This window comes from Rhodococcus sp. Eu-32 (assembly GCF_003336925.1).
Lineage (GTDB): Bacteria > Actinomycetota > Actinomycetes > Mycobacteriales > Mycobacteriaceae > Rhodococcoides > Rhodococcoides kyotonensis_B.
On record NZ_QGNK01000018.1, the window covers coordinates 66,809 to 82,526 of the forward strand.

18 protein-coding genes are annotated in these 15,718 nt (G+C 65.8%); 4 read left to right on the forward strand and 14 right to left on the reverse strand.

Annotated elements, in window-relative coordinates; translation table 11 throughout:
- Positions 1-64: 64 nt before the first annotated feature.
- Entirely contained in the window at positions 65-1,504 is a 1,440-nt protein-coding gene (gene eccD / locus DK926_RS20160; RefSeq protein ID WP_114331903.1) for a type VII secretion integral membrane protein EccD, read from the forward strand.
- Positions 1,501-2,952: a type VII secretion-associated serine protease mycosin gene (gene mycP, locus DK926_RS20165; protein ID WP_243636922.1), complete on the forward strand. Its 1,452-nt coding sequence runs from the start codon at positions 1,501-1,503 to the stop codon at positions 2,950-2,952. Before eccD ends, mycP begins: the two co-directional genes overlap by 4 nt.
- Here mycP and eccB read toward each other — a convergent pair.
- The gene (gene eccB / locus DK926_RS20170; protein WP_114331905.1) at positions 2,894-4,342 is read right to left on the reverse strand and encodes a type VII secretion protein EccB; all 1,449 of its coding nucleotides are present in this window, start codon (positions 4,340-4,342) and stop codon (positions 2,894-2,896) included. The two genes, mycP and eccB, sit on opposite strands and share 59 nt — an antisense overlap.
- A 130-nt stretch (positions 4,343-4,472) precedes the next feature.
- Here eccB and eccE point away from each other — a divergent pair, with 130 nt between their 5' ends.
- Complete coding sequence (gene eccE / locus DK926_RS20175) at positions 4,473-6,152, forward strand: type VII secretion protein EccE (RefSeq protein WP_114331906.1); 1,680 nt, start codon at positions 4,473-4,475, stop codon at positions 6,150-6,152.
- On the opposite strand, the gene DK926_RS20180 is transcribed toward eccE, so the two are convergent.
- The 9 genes from DK926_RS20180 to infA all read right to left on the reverse strand — a co-directional run bounded on the left by DK926_RS20180 (position 6,140) and on the right by infA (position 11,445).
- A complete protein-coding gene (locus tag DK926_RS20180) occupies positions 6,140-6,706 on the reverse strand; it encodes an NAD(P)H-dependent oxidoreductase (RefSeq protein ID WP_114331923.1) in 567 nt (188 codons plus the stop codon). The two genes, eccE and DK926_RS20180, sit on opposite strands and share 13 nt — an antisense overlap.
- A 24-nt stretch (positions 6,707-6,730) precedes the next feature.
- On the reverse strand, positions 6,731-7,621 hold the full coding sequence (gene truA / locus DK926_RS20185; RefSeq protein WP_114331907.1) for a tRNA pseudouridine(38-40) synthase TruA: 891 nt from the start codon (positions 7,619-7,621) through the stop codon (positions 6,731-6,733).
- A 5-nt stretch (positions 7,622-7,626) separates the two neighbouring features.
- A complete protein-coding gene (gene rplQ / locus DK926_RS20190; protein WP_068432253.1) occupies positions 7,627-8,202 on the reverse strand; it encodes a 50S ribosomal protein L17 in 576 nt (191 codons plus the stop codon).
- A gap of 36 nt (positions 8,203-8,238) precedes the next feature.
- On the reverse strand, positions 8,239-9,303 hold the full coding sequence (locus tag DK926_RS20195) for a DNA-directed RNA polymerase subunit alpha (protein ID WP_114331908.1): 1,065 nt from the start codon (positions 9,301-9,303) through the stop codon (positions 8,239-8,241).
- 97 nt (positions 9,304-9,400) lie between these two features.
- Positions 9,401-10,006, reverse strand: a complete 606-nt coding sequence (gene rpsD / locus DK926_RS20200) for a 30S ribosomal protein S4 (protein ID WP_068432259.1) — start codon at positions 10,004-10,006, stop codon at positions 9,401-9,403.
- Between the two features lie 21 nt (positions 10,007-10,027).
- Positions 10,028-10,441 (reverse strand): 30S ribosomal protein S11, encoded by a 414-nt coding sequence (rpsK, locus tag DK926_RS20205; RefSeq protein WP_068432262.1) that lies wholly within the window; start codon positions 10,439-10,441, stop codon positions 10,028-10,030.
- Positions 10,441-10,815: a 30S ribosomal protein S13 gene (gene rpsM, locus DK926_RS20210; RefSeq protein ID WP_068432265.1), complete on the reverse strand. Its 375-nt coding sequence runs from the start codon at positions 10,813-10,815 to the stop codon at positions 10,441-10,443. Before rpsM ends, rpsK begins: the two co-directional genes overlap by 1 nt.
- Before the next feature lie 199 nt (positions 10,816-11,014).
- Entirely contained in the window at positions 11,015-11,128 is a 114-nt protein-coding gene (gene rpmJ / locus DK926_RS20215; RefSeq protein ID WP_025347279.1) for a 50S ribosomal protein L36, read from the reverse strand.
- A gap of 95 nt (positions 11,129-11,223) precedes the next feature.
- Positions 11,224-11,445, reverse strand: coding sequence for a translation initiation factor IF-1 (gene infA, locus DK926_RS20220; RefSeq protein ID WP_005140011.1), 222 nt, complete (start codon positions 11,443-11,445; stop codon positions 11,224-11,226).
- A 196-nt stretch (positions 11,446-11,641) separates the two neighbouring features.
- On the opposite strand from infA, the gene dtd reads away from it, so the two are divergent.
- Positions 11,642-12,079: a D-aminoacyl-tRNA deacylase gene (gene dtd, locus DK926_RS20225; RefSeq protein ID WP_114331909.1), complete on the forward strand. Its 438-nt coding sequence runs from the start codon at positions 11,642-11,644 to the stop codon at positions 12,077-12,079.
- Positions 12,080-12,272: 193 nt separating this feature from the next.
- Here dtd and map read toward each other — a convergent pair whose 3' ends face one another.
- From map to rplO, 4 genes are all read right to left on the reverse strand, one after another.
- Positions 12,273-13,070 (reverse strand): type I methionyl aminopeptidase, encoded by a 798-nt coding sequence (gene map / locus DK926_RS20230; RefSeq protein ID WP_114331910.1) that lies wholly within the window; start codon positions 13,068-13,070, stop codon positions 12,273-12,275.
- The gene (locus DK926_RS20235; RefSeq protein WP_068432273.1) at positions 13,070-13,624 is read right to left on the reverse strand and encodes an adenylate kinase; all 555 of its coding nucleotides are present in this window, start codon (positions 13,622-13,624) and stop codon (positions 13,070-13,072) included. The genes map and DK926_RS20235 overlap by 1 nt, the downstream gene beginning before the upstream one ends.
- On the reverse strand, positions 13,621-14,943 hold the full coding sequence (secY, locus tag DK926_RS20240; RefSeq protein ID WP_068432276.1) for a preprotein translocase subunit SecY: 1,323 nt from the start codon (positions 14,941-14,943) through the stop codon (positions 13,621-13,623). Before secY ends, DK926_RS20235 begins: the two co-directional genes overlap by 4 nt.
- A gap of 329 nt (positions 14,944-15,272) precedes the next feature.
- Positions 15,273-15,716, reverse strand: a complete 444-nt coding sequence (rplO, locus tag DK926_RS20245; protein WP_068432279.1) for a 50S ribosomal protein L15 — start codon at positions 15,714-15,716, stop codon at positions 15,273-15,275.
- Positions 15,717-15,718: the final 2 nt, after the last annotated feature.

Below are 15,718 nucleotides of genomic sequence, written 5' to 3' on the forward strand. Positions count from 1 at the left end.
GTCGTAGAGTCTGACGCTGCCAGACACGCCGGTGTCGGCACGACGACCATTCCGGGGGGATTGGATGACGGGGGATCTCGCGCGGTCCGTCGACGGTGACGGCGCGACGCACGCGGCGATGGATCTGTGCAGACTCACCGTCGTCGCGGAGTCGACGCAGGTGGACATGGCGTTGCCGACGGATGTGCCGCTCGCGCTGCTTCTTCCGGGCATCGTGGACCTGCTCGGTGGGCAGGCGGACGGTCCCGCGGCCGCTCGGCAGACGCCGTTGGTGCTCGGGCGCGTGGGCAGTCCGCCGCTACCCGGCACGCGCACTCTCCACGAGTCCGGCGTCCGCGACGGCGAGCTTCTCGTTCTCTGTGACGCCGAATCGCCCGCTCCGGCACCGCTGTTCGACGATTTGATGTATGCGGTCGCGACGACGGGCACGGACCCCGGGTCGCTCTGGACACCGCGCACGGCACGGACCGTCGGATTCGCGGTGAGTGCCGTCGCACTGCTGCTCGGATGCGTAGGCGTGGTCTCGGACGCGCTCCGCGAGAGCACCTCGGACACACCGGCCGGCGCGTTCGCCGCCGCGACCACCGCGTTCGTCTTTCTCGTGGCGGGCTCGGTCTGGAGCCGCATCGGACCGGATTCACGCACGGGCGTGTTCGTGTCGGCGTGTTCGGCGTTGCTGGCCGGGACTGCAGGCATCCTGTTCGTACCGCTGCCCCTCGGCGCTCCACACCTACTGCTGAGCGCCTCCGCCGTCGGAGTCGTCGCAATTCTCGCGCTCCGCCTCGGTGGGCAGGACTCGGCGCTGTTCACGGGCACGGCGGTGACGTCGTGTGCTGCCGCAGCGGCGGCCGCGGTTACGGAGTTCACCGAGCTACCCGTCACTACCGTCGGAGGCGGTACCGGCGTTCTCGCCCTGGCCGGTCTGACATTCGCTCCACGTCTGTCGATGATGCAAGCTCGGATCCCGCTTCCGCCGGTACCCACCGCGGGCGCTCCGCTCGACGCACACGACGAGGACGACTCTCCCTCGTACGACAACCTGGACACCGCAGCCGCCGACGCGCGCAGCTACCTGACGGGTCTCGTGTGCGCGGGCGCCGCGACGACCGCAGTCGGAGTCCTCGTCGCCGCAGTCGCGGGCGGATCCGACACCTATTGGCCGGGAATCACTCTGGCGCTGCTGACGGCGTTGGTACTCGTCCTACGCGGTCGCACCTTCGCGGAACTGAATCAGGCGGTGCCGCTCGTCGCGGCCGGGGCAATTATCGTCCTCGGCTTGTTCGGCGCCGTCATCGTGCGACTACCGTCGTCGTCGTTGGTCACCTTGTCGGCTGCGACCGCCGTGGCGGTCGTCGCGCTTGTGTTCGGCTCGATCGTCCCGACGCGCGAGTACTCACCCGTCCTGCGCCGCACCGCCGAGTTGATCGAGTACGCGGCGATCGCCGGAATCGTGCCGGTCGCATGCTGGGTGTGCGGGCTGTACTCGGCCATGCGCGCGCTGTGACGACGCAGCTTCTCCGCGTCGGATGCCTGATCGGCGCCGTCGTGGTCCTGACTGCAGCGGGTCCCGGTGTCGGCGTCTCGGGCGCCGAGAGACCCGTCGTCGACGCGTCGCTTCTTCCTGAGCCCGCACCGCCGGTGCCGCCGGACCCGACCGAGCAACGCAACGCCTGCGTCCCGGTCACGTCGGTAGTCGACGGACCCGCAGTTCCCGACGCGCAGCGCGCCCTCGACTTCGGTGCAGTCTGGCCGATCACCCGTGGCGCCGGACAACTGGTGGCCGTCATCGACACCGGCGTCACACCGCACCCCAGACTGCCCGGTCTGCGTCCCGGAGGCGATTACGTCCACACCGGTGACGGCCTGTCCGACTGCGACGCTCACGGCACCCTCGTCGCCGGCCTCATCGCCGCGCAGACCGTCCCGGGCAGCGGATTCGCCGGCGGGGCACCCGACGCCCAGATCGTCTCGATACGGCAGTCCAGCAATGCCTTTCAGAAGGAGCGAACGCCGGAGGAGGAAGAGCAGTCGCCGGTGGAGAATGCTGCCGGGTACGGCAACGTGATGACGATGGCACGAGCGGTGCGAACCGCAGCAGACCTCGGTGCGACGGTCATCAACATCTCGGAAGTCGCCTGCGTACCGGCCTCGGGCGGTATTGCCGACGGTCCGCTGGGCGCGGCGATCGACTATGCGGCACGAATCAAGAACGTCGTGATCGTGGCGGCGGCGGGCAACATCGGGGGCGGCGGCGAGGGACGGTGCAGCGCACAGAATCCGCTGCCCGACCCCACGGATCCCTATGCGGATCAATGGAATCGAACGGCGACGATCGCGACACCGGCATGGTTCGACGATCAGGTGCTCACCGTCGGCTCGGTCGGCCCCGACGGATACCCCTCGGGCTTCACACTGGCCGGACCGTGGGTCGACGTCGCGGCACCGGGCACCGGTATGACGTCGCTGTCACCGAGCGGAAACGGTCTGACCGACGGCACCGTCGACAACCAGGGGAACGCGCGTCCGATCCAGGGCACCAGCTTCGCGGCTCCCTTGGTCGCCGCCGTTGCCGCCCTCGTCCGCGCACATCGACCCGATCTTTCGGCCGCACAGGTGATCGAACGTATCGAGGCGACCGCCCATCAGCCGGCCGAGGGGTGGAACCCGTTGGTGGGCAACGGCGTCGTCGATCCTGTTGCGGCTGTCACGGGGCAGGTCGACGGAATGCCCGCTATCTCGGCGGCCGCGCCGGTGCCCGTTCCCGCACCGGTCGTGCCCGTCCCACCCGATCCACATCCGCGGTCCGCGGCGCTGTGGGGAACCGCTGCCGTGGGCGTGCTGCTCGCGCTCGGCCTCGGTGTCGCGGTCCCCCTCCGGGCACAGCGACGGCCCGTCAATTCGACGGCAACGCAGCGGCATTCGGTGGCGGATCGACGCCGTCGTGGGCCGTGAGAGCTGCCGCGCGACTCAACGCCGGCCCGGGTCCGAGAAGTTCGACCATCTGCCACGGTGCCGGGACCGGTTCGTCGAGACCGAGAGCCTTCGCGGACTCCGCATCCGGCACCCCGAATCTGACACCGGTGTCGGCCACGAAGAACGACGAGTCCTGGCGTGTGCTGTTCGCGCCGATTCCCGTCGTTCGCACGAAGCGACCGCTACCAGGAGTCAGAAAGACGGCGTCGGCCGCGGGTCCGCCGCTGTCCGCCTGAGCGAGTCGGACCGGCGCGGCCCGAGCGTCGAGCGGCAACGCACTACCGGACGACGCGACGATACGTGCCGTGGGTCCACCGTCGGCGGCGGTCAGGGGACTCCACGTCACGCACCCGACCGGCGCGGACGAGGTATCGACGAGAGTGGGCGCTGCGGCCGGAAAGGTCTGGACGGCAAGGTCGGTCACAGTCGGGGCGTCGAACAGCACGTCCGGCAGGACTGCGTCGATTTGTTGGTTGCCTTGAGAATCGACGAACACGATCAGCTGCGCTGTCGCCTCCGAGATCGCCTGAATTCCGTTCTCCAGCACCACATAGTAGGCGACATTCACCCCGGTGACCTTGACGACCGACCCGATCGTCTTGCCTGCCATCGGATAGTCGGGCAACTCCCCTGCACGAGGAATGAACGGTGGCGTGATCGCGGGAACGACCGGAACCGCATCGGCCACACCAGGACTGACCGGCGACGCGACAGCGTCGTCCAGTCCCAGCGCGCGAACCACGGCTCGGTCTCCGAGATCGATGCGGGCGCGACCGCCGCCGTACACGAGGTACGTGCCGTCGAGCGTCGACCACAGAAGAGCCTCATCGTCTCCTACAGGCTCGATGTCGTTGCCGTACACCGGGTCCCCGACCACGACCGTCGTTTCCGAGACGCTTCCGGTAGCGCCGAGCGTGTCACACACCGTCCACGCACCCACGGCCGCGTCGTCCTGCGGAAGCGCCGACGGCGCACCCGGGATACCGACGAGCGAACCACGGGGTCTACCAGCGAGTTCGGATTCTTTCACGATCGTCGGCGTCTCGGGGCGCCCGACGATCAGTCGCGCCGACGCCAGATTCAGCACCGGATGGAACACGTCGTCGACCCGCACGAACATGGCGCCCGAATCCTTCGCCACCACAACGGACGCGTCGCCGATCTTGTCCTGCGGGCGAAGCAACGCCAAGGCCGCGCATCCCGCGAGACCGATACAGGCGATGACCGATCCGACCGACAGCGCGCGCGACTGAGACCGCATCGGATCGTGCAACATACGAACATCTCGGCGGACCAGCGCGTGTTCCATCCGCCGGACGAGAAAGCGGTATCCGCCCACCTGCCATTTCGTTGTCGGCGTCGCCGCCACGAGCCCTCCCCTGCGCCGTGTCCGACCCGACCCCCCGAGCCGTTCCCCGGCCGACACAGTACAGTCCCAGGAACGAGTCGGCGATGTCCTTCTCGTCAGCAGAGCCTTCGGGGGGAGGATTCGGTCTGTGATGTCCACGTCTCCACGTCGACGCACGGCGTCGGTCGACCAGGTGACCGCACTTCGGATGCCGGGGCTCGCCCGCGTGGTGTGGACCGAATCGGTTCTGGCGTTCGCCGCGCTCGGAGCTGTCTGCCTCGGCACGTCGCTCATCGTCGTGATCTCGGGTGCTGCCGTCGTCGCCGTCCTCCCGTTCGTCGCGGTGGCCGGTCGCGGCGTGTTCGACTGGCTGTGGACCGTCGGGCGGTACGCGACGGGACGCAAGCCGGAGCTCGGGGTCGTCACCGACCGCACCGAGGCCGACGGCCGATCCTTCGGTGTGCACTGGCACGGCGGACGAGTGACGTCGGTGCTGGAGTTGCTCCCGCCCCGCGGTGCTGTCACGAGGCTCGGACGATCCGAGGCCCACACCGAATCCTTCGTCGACCTCGCCGCCCTCGCCGAATGTCTACGCCAACACGACATCTCACTCAGCGGCATCGACATCGTGGCGCACGGGATGCGGACTGCGTCTGGAACACCTGCCGCCGACGTGTACGAGCATCTCATCGGCCCGCTTCCCGCAGTTGCATCGCGACGCGTCTGGGTGGCCGTATCGCTGGACATCGCGTCGAATCGACGTGCGATCGACGCGCGCGGTGGAGGTCGAACGGGGATCGCGCGGACGGTCGGGATTGCCACAGAACGCGTCGCACGTGCACTCGCCGCCGGCGGGACCGCCTCGCGGACGCTGACCGGTACCGACATCACGACCGTCGCGTCGACGCTCCTGCGCGGCGTCCACGCCGACGAACTGACCGAGAGCTGGTCGAGCGCACCACTTCCCGGCGTGTCGAACACAGGATTCGGATTCGACTGTCGCCGTCTCGACTCGACAGTTCTGGCCGACGTCTGGGCAACTCCCTCGCTCGGCACGGCCGTCGCACTTCGACTGACACCTGGATCGTCGCCCGGCCTGGTGCGTGTCGACGGCGAATGTCGCTTCGTGTCGCGAGGGACTCGACCCGCGCCGAGAATCCCGGGTGCCGTGTCCATGAACGGCCGTCATCGCGAAGCGTTGTCGACGTCGTTACCGCTCGGCATCGCCGCGCCCGGTCACGCGGAACCCGTCCGAGAAATGGCCGTTGCCCGGATCGCGACGTTGCGCATGCCCATCAGCGGATGCGGTCAGCTGTTGGGGTCGAATGCGTCGGGACATGGGTTGGCGATGCGTCTGCACGGACCCGATCTCGCGACGGTTCTGGTCGCCGGAGAGCTGTATCTGGCACAGCAGTTGGTCTTTCGCGCGGTCGCCACCGGCGCACGGGTCCTCATCCGAACGGACCGGGCGCACGCGTGGGCGCCGCTGGTCGACTCGGTGGCGTCGCCCGATCGCCTGCACGTCGAGAGTGGGACGCTTCGCGCCGACACACGTTTCGACGTCGTACTGCACGATCACGCCGATGCCGTGTTCCCCAGCGGCCGACGTTCCGACGGGGCGACGACGATGGTCCTCACCGAACACCTCCCGCGCACACCGATGCCCGACCCCGACCTGAGCATCGTGCAACCAGGCGCGGCAGGCGACCGACTGTTCGTGCGGACCGGTACCTCCGAGACCGAACTGATCCTGGTCACGATCTCGCAGGAAACCGCGTTCATCGGTCGACCGCGCACCGTCCGACCGACCCCGGTGGGTCAGCCCGGATAAGGATGCTCGACGCGTATCGCCCTCGCCGCCGTTGCCCACCAACGCACTTGCTCGAGCATGGTCGCCGACGCATCCAACGCCACCGCGTCCGTCGTACGGCCGTGCGCGTCGAACGCCTTCTTGACCCGATGAAATCCGACACTCGTCCGCACCGACACCATGTGCAGTTCGGCCACGACCTGTCGCAACTGTTCGGTGGCCCGCAGTCCTCCGGCCATCCCGCCGTAGGACACGAAACCGATCGGCTTGCCACGCCACTCGTACTTGACGCTGTCCAGAGCAGTTTTCAGAGACGCCGGGTAGCCATGGTTGTATTCGGGCGTCACCACCACGAACGCATCGGCAGCATCGATCGCTGCGGCGAATTTCTCACCTGCCGCCGATGAACGCAGATCGACCGGCAGGTCGAAGTCGCGCAGATCCAGTGTCGTGGCAGCGAATCCGGGCGTTTCGGCGACGCGACCGAGGAACCAGTCCGCAACCACCGGACCCACCCGTTCGGGCCGGACACTGGCCACGATGACCGCCAACTTCACCGGATCCTCGTTCGTCACCACGCCCATCAGCTTAGGCCGCTGTCAGCAGCACCCTGTCACGTTCGGCGGTATGTCCCCGCGAACCTCGCGCGTCGCCACGTTCCGTGCCGCCAGGTCCGCGGCCGCAGGGTAATCCACACGCACGAGCGACAATCCGTGCGCGGGCGCCACGGTCACCGCACTCGACCGGTCGCGCGTCTCCAGCAATCCAGCCGTCCATTCCGGTGTCCGACGGCCCTCTCCGACCGCCTGCATCGCACCGACCAGGCTTCGGACCATCGACCAGCAGAAGGCGTCGGCGCTCACGTAGGCGGTCACCCGGTCTCCGACGCGTTCCCAGTCGAACCGTTGCAGTTCACGCACGGTCGTCGCGCCGTCGCGACGCTTGCAGAACGCCGCGAAGTCGTGCAAGCCGAGCAGGCGGGACGACGCGTCGCGCACGGCGTCGAGATCGATGTCGCGCGGCCAGGACACGACGCCGCGCACGTCCAGCGGATCGACGCCGTATCGCGCTGTGCTGAAACGGTATTCGTAGTGGCGTCGCAGAGCCGAGAAGCGAGCGTCGAAGTCGGAGGACACAGCGGTCACTGCGGTCACACGAACGTCCGTCGGCAGGAATCTGGCCATCCGTCGTACGAGACGATCAGGCTCGTCGATGACGGCGGTGGAGTCGAAGTGGGCAACCTGCCCGCTCGCATGCACGCCGGCGTCGGTGCGCCCCGCGACAGTCAGCTCGATCGTCTGCCGCAGCACGGTCGAGAAGGCTTCTTCGAGAACGCCGCACACCGTGCGGATTCCGGGTTGACGTGCCCAGCCCGAGAAGTCGGTGCCGTCGTACGAGACGTCGAGCCGATACCTGTGGGGAACCGAAAAAGCGGACCCGCCGTCCCCTGTGGGAACGACGGGTCCGCTTCGGTCTTGCTCCGAAACCAAGAGGACTAGTCCTTCTTGGCGTCTTCTGCCTCGGACGCGTCCGCTGCGTGAGCGTCCTTGTCCTCGATGCCGTCGACGACTGCGTCGGCGTTCTCTACCTGGGCGTCGGTCGCGTCGGCTTCGACAGCCTCGACGACGTTCTCCTCGGCGGGAGCCTCGGCAGCGGCCGGTGCAGCCTGCGATGCCTTCACGCGGCGAGCGCGATCGGCTTCGTTGGACACCGTCTGCTCGTTGACGAGCTCGATGATGGCCATCGGCGAGTTGTCGCCCTTGCGGGGGACGGTCTTGATGATGCGCGTGTAGCCACCGTCGCGATCGGCGAAGAACGGACCGATCTCGGCGAAGAGCTTGTGCACGACATCTTTGTTGTTGATGACCTTGAGGACCTCGCGACGATGCGCCAGGTCACCCTTCTTGGCGTGGGTCACCAGCTTCTCGGCGTGGGGACGAAGGCGCTTGGCCTTCGACTCGGTCGTGGTGATGCGTCCGTGCTCGAAGAGTGCCGTCGCCAGGTTGGCCAGGATGGCCTTCTGGTGCGACGCCGACCCGCCGAGACGGCGGCCCTTGGTGGGCTTGGGCATGATGAATCTCCTAGTAAGAGCTCCCGCGAGAGCTGATTACAGCTGTTCTGTCTCGGCGTAGTCCTGCTCGGTTCCCTCGGTGTCCGAGAAGGAACCGGCGTCGGTGTCGCTCCACGTTCCCGTGGTGGCGTCGTATCCGGGCACGGTGGTCGGATCGAAGGACGCGGGGCTGTCCTTGAGGGAGAGGCCCAGCGAATGCAGCTTGACCTTGACCTCGTCGATGGACTTCTGTCCGAAGTTACGGATGTCCAGCAGATCGGACTCGGTACGACCAACCAACTCGCCGACGGTGTGAACACCCTCGCGCTTGAGGCAGTTGTAGGAACGGACCGTCAGGTCCAGATCCTCGATGGGGAGTCCGAAGGAAGCGATGTGATCGGCCTCGGCGGGCGAGGGTCCGATCTCGATTCCTTCTGCTTCGACGTTCAGCTCACGGGCAAGGCCGAAGAGCTCAACCAGGGTCTTGCCCGCCGAAGCGAGCGCGTCCCGCGCGGTGATGGAGTTCTTGGTCTCCACGTCGAGAACGAGCCGATCGAAGTCGGTGCGCTGTTCGACGCGGGTGGCCTCCACCTTGTAGGTGACCTTGAGGACCGGCGAGTAGATCGAGTCGACCGGGATACGGCCGATCTCTGCGCCGGACGCCTTGTTCTGAACGGCAGGGACGTAGCCGCGACCGCGCTCGACGACGAGCTCGATCTCCAGCTTGCCCTTGTCGTTCAGGGTCGCGATGTGCAGATCCGGGTTGTTCACCGTGACGCCGGCCGGGGGAACGATGTCGCCTGCGGTAACAGCGCCGGGGCCCTGCTTGCGGACGTACATGGTGACCGGCTCGTCCTCTTCGGAGCTCACGACGAGTCCCTTGAGGTTCAGGATGATGTCGGTGACGTCTTCCTTGACTCCGGGAACGGTGGTGAACTCGTGGAGAACGCCGTCGATACGGATGCTGGTGACAGCAGCGCCGGGGATCGACGACAGCAGGGTACGGCGGAGCGAGTTGCCGAGGGTGTAACCGAAGCCAGGCTCGAGCGGCTCGATGACGAACTTCGAGCGGTTGTCGGCGATGACCTCTTCGGTCAACGTCGGGCGCTGTGAAATGAGCATTGTTTCTTCCTCCTGTACGGACGTCCGCTATTTGACGCCCACGTGTGGAGGCGAGAACGCCTGCGGATGAATACGACACCCGCAGGCGTGCTGCGCCTTACTTCGAGTAGTACTCGACGATGAGCTGCTCCTGGAGCGGCACATCGATCTGTGCGCGCTCCGGTACCCGGTGAACCAGGATCCGCAGGCGGTTCGGGACGACCTGCAGCCACGAGGCAACGGGACGCTCGCCGACCGTCTCACGGGCGACCTGGAACGGAAGCGTGGACAGCGACTTCTCGCGGACATCGATGATGTCGTACTGCGAGACGCGGTAGCTGGGAATGTCCACTCGCTGGTTGTTCACGAGGAAGTGCCCGTGGGTGACCAGCTGACGTGCCTGACGACGCGTGCGTGCGAGTCCGGCGCGGTAGACGACGTTGTCGAGACGCGTCTCGAGGATCGTCAACAAGTTCTCACCGGTCTTGCCGGGACGCTTGTTGGCTTCCTTGTAGTAGAGACGGAACTGCTTCTCCATGACGCCGTAGGTGAAGCGAGCCTTCTGCTTCTCCTGCAGCTGGAGCAGGTACTCGCTCTCCTTGATCCGCGCGCGGCCGTGCTGGCCGGGCGGGTAAGGACGACGCTCGAACGCCTGGTCGCCTCCAACGAGGTCGACGCGCAGACGACGCGACTTGCGGGTAGCGGGACCGGTATAACGTGCCATTTTCTAAACCTTTCCTTCCCGCTAGACCCGACGCCGCTTCGGCGGACGGCAGCCGTTGTGCGGCTGGGGGGTGACATCGGAGATGGTGCCGACCTCGAGGCCAGCAGCCTGAAGCGAGCGGATCGCGGTCTCACGGCCGGAGCCGGGACCCTTGACGAACACGTCGACCTTCTTGACGCCGTGCTCCTGTGCCTTGCGCGCAGCGTTCTCGGCCGCGAGCTGAGCAGCGAACGGAGTCGACTTACGCGAGCCCTTGAAGCCCACGTGGCCCGACGACGCCCACGAGATGACGTTGCCCGACGGGTCGGTGATCGACACGATCGTGTTGTTGAACGTGCTCTTGATGTGTGCAGATCCGTGCGGGACGTTCTTCTTGTCCCTGCGACGCGCCTTCTGCGTCTTCTTCGGACCGGTACCGCGTGCTTTGGGGGGCATTACTTCGCCTTCTTCTTGCCGGCAATGGTGCGCTTCGGTCCCTTACGGGTGCGCGCATTGGTCTTGGTGCGCTGTCCACGGACGGGCAGACCACGACGGTGGCGAAGGCCCTGGTAGCAGCCGATTTCGATCTTGCGACGGATGTCGGCCTGAACCTCGCGGCGCAGGTCGCCCTCGACCTTGAGGGACTCCTCGATGTACTCGCGGAGCTTCGTCAGATCTTCGTCGGACAGATCCTTGCTGCGCAGGTCCGGGCTGATGCCGGTTGCGTCGAGGATCTCCTTCGAGCGGGTACGGCCGATGCCGTAGATGTAGGTCAGTGCGATCTCCATGCGCTTTTCGCGCGGCAGATCCACACCTGCGAGACGTGCCATGTGGCAATCCTTATCTTGTTCCGGAGGTCTGCTCCCAGTCCGTCCCCTGTGCCTCTGTACTGCTGGGAACCGAAATTCCCTCGAACTCAGTGGGGCCCCGGCCTCCGTGCCGGGGGTATGCCGTGACGCGTATGTCGCGGTTGGTGCTGGGAGGTCTTCTTCTAGCTATGTGCCAAGCAGAAACGCGAATGCTCGGTGGTTATCCCTGACGCTGCTTGTGACGCAGGTTGTCGCAGATGACCATGACTCGCCCGTTACGACGAATCACCTTGCACTTCTCGCAGATCTTCTTGACGCTCGGCTGAACCTTCACGTCGCTGATCTCCTGTGTTCTGCCCACGCGCGCCGAATTGCACGGCACCGCCGCGAGCATGGTTCTCTCCGACCGGATCTGGCCGAAGAAGCTTTTTACTTGTAGCGGTAAACGATGCGCCCACGCGTGAGGTCGTACGGAGAGAGCTCCACTACGACGCGATCCTCGGGGAGGATGCGAATGTAGTGCTGGCGCATCTTTCCGCTGATGTGTGCGAGCACCTTGTGGCCGTTCTCCAGCTCAATGCGAAACATCGCATTGGGCAGGGGTTCGACGACCCGGCCCTCGACCTCGATGGCACCGTCTTTCTTAGCCATATCCTCCGCGTCCCTGGCTTCACGCCTGGTTGATTGCATCTGTTTCCGTTACCGTGATGCTCACTGCCCGGTCGCACGAGCGCCGGCTCACGCAGGCATGCGGACAACCGGTACGCAGAGCGCACCGCCGACCTATGCTACCGGCAAACTCCCACCAGGCCAAATGAGCCTCCAGCGGGGATGGCAAGCTACGGGGATGCGCGCGCTGATTCAACGGGTGACATCCGCATCGGTCCAGGTAGACGGCTCTGTAGTCGGCACCTTGGACCTCGCCGACGGCAGGCAGGGGTTGGTCGTGCTCGTCGGAGCAACACACACCGACACCGTGGAGTCGAGCGACGCTCTCGCCGAGAAGATCTGGAAAATGCGAATTCTCGACGACGAGAAATCGGCCTCGGACGTCGGTGCTCCCCTACTGGTGATCAGTCAGTTCACGCTGTACGCCAACACTGCCAAGGGCCGGCGACCGTCATGGAACCAGGCCGCGCCCGGGACAGTCGCCGAACCACTCGTCCAACGGGTGGTCGATCGCCTTCGCAAACTCGGAGCCATCGTCGAGACCGGGACGTTCGGGGCTCACATGAAGGTGGCGCTCGTCAACGACGGTCCGGTGACCATTTCGGTCGAGCTCTGACGGACCGAATGCGTCCCTCGCTCACCCCCCCGCTCGCACCGAGGGCGTCCCTCGGTCACTCGGAGTGACCGAATGCGTCCCTCGCTCACCCCGCCCGCACCGAGGGCGTCCCTCGGTCACTCGGAGTGACCGAATGTCACCTTCGGTCGGAGCGGGGACGGAGCGCGGCAACGGATCGCGACGCCCGGACTATCTATTCGGGCCGCAGCGTCAGGATGCGCGGACCGTCCTCGGTGACGGCGACGGTGTGTTCCCAATGCGCTGCTCGGGAACCGTCGGTGGTGACGACGGTCCAGTCGTCACCCAGAACCTCGGTCTCGTAGGTGCCGAGGGTGAGCATCGGTTCGATCGCGAGGGTCGAACCGACTACGAGCTCGGGGCCCTTGCCAGGTGCGCCTTCGTTCGCGAGGAACGGCTCCATGTGCATTTCGCGACCGATGCCGTGGCCGCCGTACCCGTCGACGATGCCGTACTTGCGGCCGTGTGCCTTCTCGGCCGCGTGCGTGCCTGTCTCGATGGCATGCGAGACATCCGTCAGACGGTTGCCCGCGATCATGGCCGCGATGCCCGCTTCCATCGACAACCGCGTTGCTTCGCTGAGCAACTCGTCGGCTTCGATGATCTGGCCGACACCGAAGGTCCAGGCGGAATCTCCGTGCCATCCGTCGAGAATGGCGCCGCAGTCGATCGAGATCAGGTCGCCGTCGGCGAGAACGTCGTCGGCGGACGGAATGCCGTGCACGACACGGTCGTTCACCGACGAGCAGATGCTGCCGGTGAAGCCGTGGTAACCGAGGAACGACGGGACAGCACCTGCATCCCGGATGACGGCCTCCGCGACCCGGTCCAATTCCAGGGTCGATACTCCCGGTTTGGCCGCGTCACGGACGGCTACCAATGCGGCGCCGACGACAGCGCCGGCCGCAGCCATGGCGTCGAGCTCTCCAGGACTGCGGAACGGCACTACTTTGCGCTTACGACCGAACGCCATTACTTGTCGAAACCCTCGATAGCTTTCAGAGCGCGTGCGCTGACTTCGTCGACTTCACCGATCGCGTCGACCGTGACGATCGAGTCCGAGTAGTAGTCGAGCAACGGTGCGGTCTCGTCGCGGTAGACGTTGAGTCGGTTACGAATCACGTCTTCCTTGTCGTCCGCGCGGCCGCGGGCCAGCATGCGCTCGACGACGACGTCCTCGTCGACGACGAAGGACAGGACCGCGTCGAGCTTCGCGCCCATGTCGGCGAGAATTCCGACGAGCGCCTCAGCCTGGTTGACCGAACGCGGGAAGCCGTCGAGGAGGAAGCCGTTGACGGCGTCCGGCTCGGCGAGGCGGCTGCGCACCATGTCGACGGTGAGTTCGCTCGGGACGAGGTCGCCCGCGTCGAGGTACTTCTTCGCCTCGATACCGAGTGCGGTCTGCTCGCTGATGTTCGCGCGGAACAGATCTCCGGTGGAGATGTGGGGTACACCCAGCTTCTCCGACAGGATCGTTGCCTGGGTGCCCTTACCGGCACCGGGAGGACCAAGAAGAACAAGTCTCACTTGAGGAACCCTTCGTAGTTACGCTGCATCAGCTGGCTTTCGATCTGTTTCACGGTGTCGAGGCCGACGCTGACCATGATGAGCACGGCAGTACCGCCGAACGGCAAGTTCTGCGCGCCGCCCGAGCTACCGATGTCGAGGAACAGGTTGGGCAGCACGGCGATGGTGCCCAGGTAGATCGCGCCCGGCAGTGTGATGCGGCTGAGCACGTAGTTCAAGTAGTCGGCGGTCGGCCTGCCCGGGCGGATGCCCGGGATGAATCCACCGAACTTCTTCATCTCGTCGGCGCGTTCCTCCGGGTTGAAGGTGATGGCGACGTAGAAGTAGGTGAAGAAGACGATGAGTCCGAAGTAGATGGCGATGTAGACCGGGTTCGCCGGGTTCACCAAGTACTCGTTGATGATTCGCTGCCACCAGCTCGGGTCCGTCGCGGTACTCGCGGACGTCAGCTGGGCGATCAAGTTGGGGAGGTACAGAAGCGACGACGCGAAGATCACGGGGATGACGCCTGCCTGGTTGACCTTCAAAGGCAGGTACGTCGACGAACCGCCGTACATCTTGCGCCCGACCATGCGCTTGGCGTACTGCACCGGGATACGACGCTGGCCCTGCTCGACGAAGACGACGCCGGCGATGATCAGTAGCGCCGCGACGCAGACCAGGCCGAAGACCAGGCCTCCACGGCTGTCCAGAATCGACTTGCCCTCGGACGGGATGCGCGACGCGATGCCGGCGAAGATCAGCAGCGACATACCGTTGCCGACGCCGCGTTCGGTGATGACCTCGCCGAACCACATCACGAGCGCCGCACCGGCAGTCATGACGAGCACGATGATGATCAGACCGAAGATGCTCGTGTCCGCGATGATGTCCTGTTGGCAGCCCTGCAGCAGCTGACCGCGCGACGCGAGTGCAACCAGACCCGTTGCCTGCAGGATCGCGAGAGCGATCGACAGATACCGGGTGTACTGGGTCATCTTCGCCTGGCCGGACTGGCCTTCCTTGCGAAGTTCTTCGAACTTCGGGATGACGACCGTCAACAGCTGAACGATGATGCTGGCCGTGATGTACGGCATGATGCCGATCGCGAAGACCGACAGTTGCAGAAGTGCGCCGCCGGAGAACAGGTTGATCAACGAGTAGATGCCCGCCTGGTCGCCACCGGAGACCTGGTCGATACATGCTCGGACGTTGGCGTAGTCGACGCCGGGAGACGGCAGGGTTGCACCGAACCGATAGAGGGCAACCAACCCGAGGGTGAAGAGGATCTTCCGTCTCAGGTCAGGAGTCCTGAGGGCCGACACGAAGGCGGAAAGCAAAGATCCTCCTGGCACAAGGCGCGTTGGCGTCGAGATCCGTCGGACCGTGATCGGTCCGGCCGAGCTTCGACCGTGGACTGCAGACGATGTTCGTCGCCCGCATTCGAGCAATGAAAGTGAACTCTAGAACTCTAACAGTGTGCGCCGTGCGGGCTGACGGTCAGTTGCCGTGCTACCCGATCGGGCACCGTCTTCGCCATCCGGGTGGAACCCACGAACGCCCGGTGAGGCACCGATGGCCGCAGTGCACGCCTCCGTGAGGAAGTGCACTGCGGCCATCGCGCGATGTACCTACCGGCACCCGCAAGCACGGCGGGTGCCGGAGCAGGCTAGACCTCGGTTGCAGAACCGCCGGCAGCGGCGATCTTTTCCTTGGCAGAGCCGGTGAACTTGTTGACGGAGATGTCGACCTTGACGGTCAGCTTTCCGTCGCCCAGAACCTTGACGGGCTGGTTCTTGCGAACCGCACCCTTCGCGATGAGATCGGCAATGCTGATCTCGCCGCCCTGGGGGAAGAGCCGCTCGATGTCGCGAAGGTTCACGACCTGGAACTCGACCCGGTTCGGGTTGGTGAAGCCCTTGAGCTTCGGCAGACGCATCTGCAGGGGCATCTGGCCGCCCTCGAAACGCGACGGCACGTTCTTGCGTGCGCCGGTTCCCTTGGTACCGCGACCAGCGGTCTTGCCGCGCTTGCCGCCTTCACCGCGGCCGACGCGAATCTTCGCCGACTTGGATCCGGGAGCGGGGCGCAGGTGGTGCAGTTTGATGGTCATGG

Excerpts from the sequence above, each read along its gene's own strand:
- eccD (WP_114331903.1), top strand. The coding sequence starts at position 65 with ATGACGGGGGATCTCGCGCGGTCCGTCGACGGTGACGGCGCGACGCAC.
- eccE (WP_114331906.1), top strand. The coding sequence starts at position 4,473 with ATGTCCACGTCTCCACGTCGACGCACGGCGTCGGTCGACCAGGTGACC.
- rplQ (WP_068432253.1), bottom strand. The coding sequence starts at position 8,202 with ATGCCCAAGCCCACCAAGGGCCGCCGTCTCGGCGGGTCGGCGTCGCAC.
- DK926_RS20195 (WP_114331908.1), bottom strand. The coding sequence starts at position 9,303 with ATGCTCATTTCACAGCGCCCGACGTTGACCGAAGAGGTCATCGCCGAC.
- rpsD (WP_068432259.1), bottom strand. The coding sequence starts at position 10,006 with ATGGCACGTTATACCGGTCCCGCTACCCGCAAGTCGCGTCGTCTGCGC.
- rpsK (WP_068432262.1), bottom strand. The coding sequence starts at position 10,441 with ATGCCCCCCAAAGCACGCGGTACCGGTCCGAAGAAGACGCAGAAGGCG.
- rpsM (WP_068432265.1), bottom strand. The coding sequence starts at position 10,815 with ATGGCACGTCTCGCAGGTGTGGATCTGCCGCGCGAAAAGCGCATGGAG.
- infA (WP_005140011.1), bottom strand. The coding sequence starts at position 11,445 with ATGGCTAAGAAAGACGGTGCCATCGAGGTCGAGGGCCGGGTCGTCGAA.
- dtd (WP_114331909.1), top strand. The coding sequence starts at position 11,642 with ATGCGCGCGCTGATTCAACGGGTGACATCCGCATCGGTCCAGGTAGAC.
- map (WP_114331910.1), bottom strand. The coding sequence starts at position 13,070 with ATGGCGTTCGGTCGTAAGCGCAAAGTAGTGCCGTTCCGCAGTCCTGGA.
- rplO (WP_068432279.1), bottom strand. The coding sequence starts at position 15,716 with ATGACCATCAAACTGCACCACCTGCGCCCCGCTCCCGGATCCAAGTCG.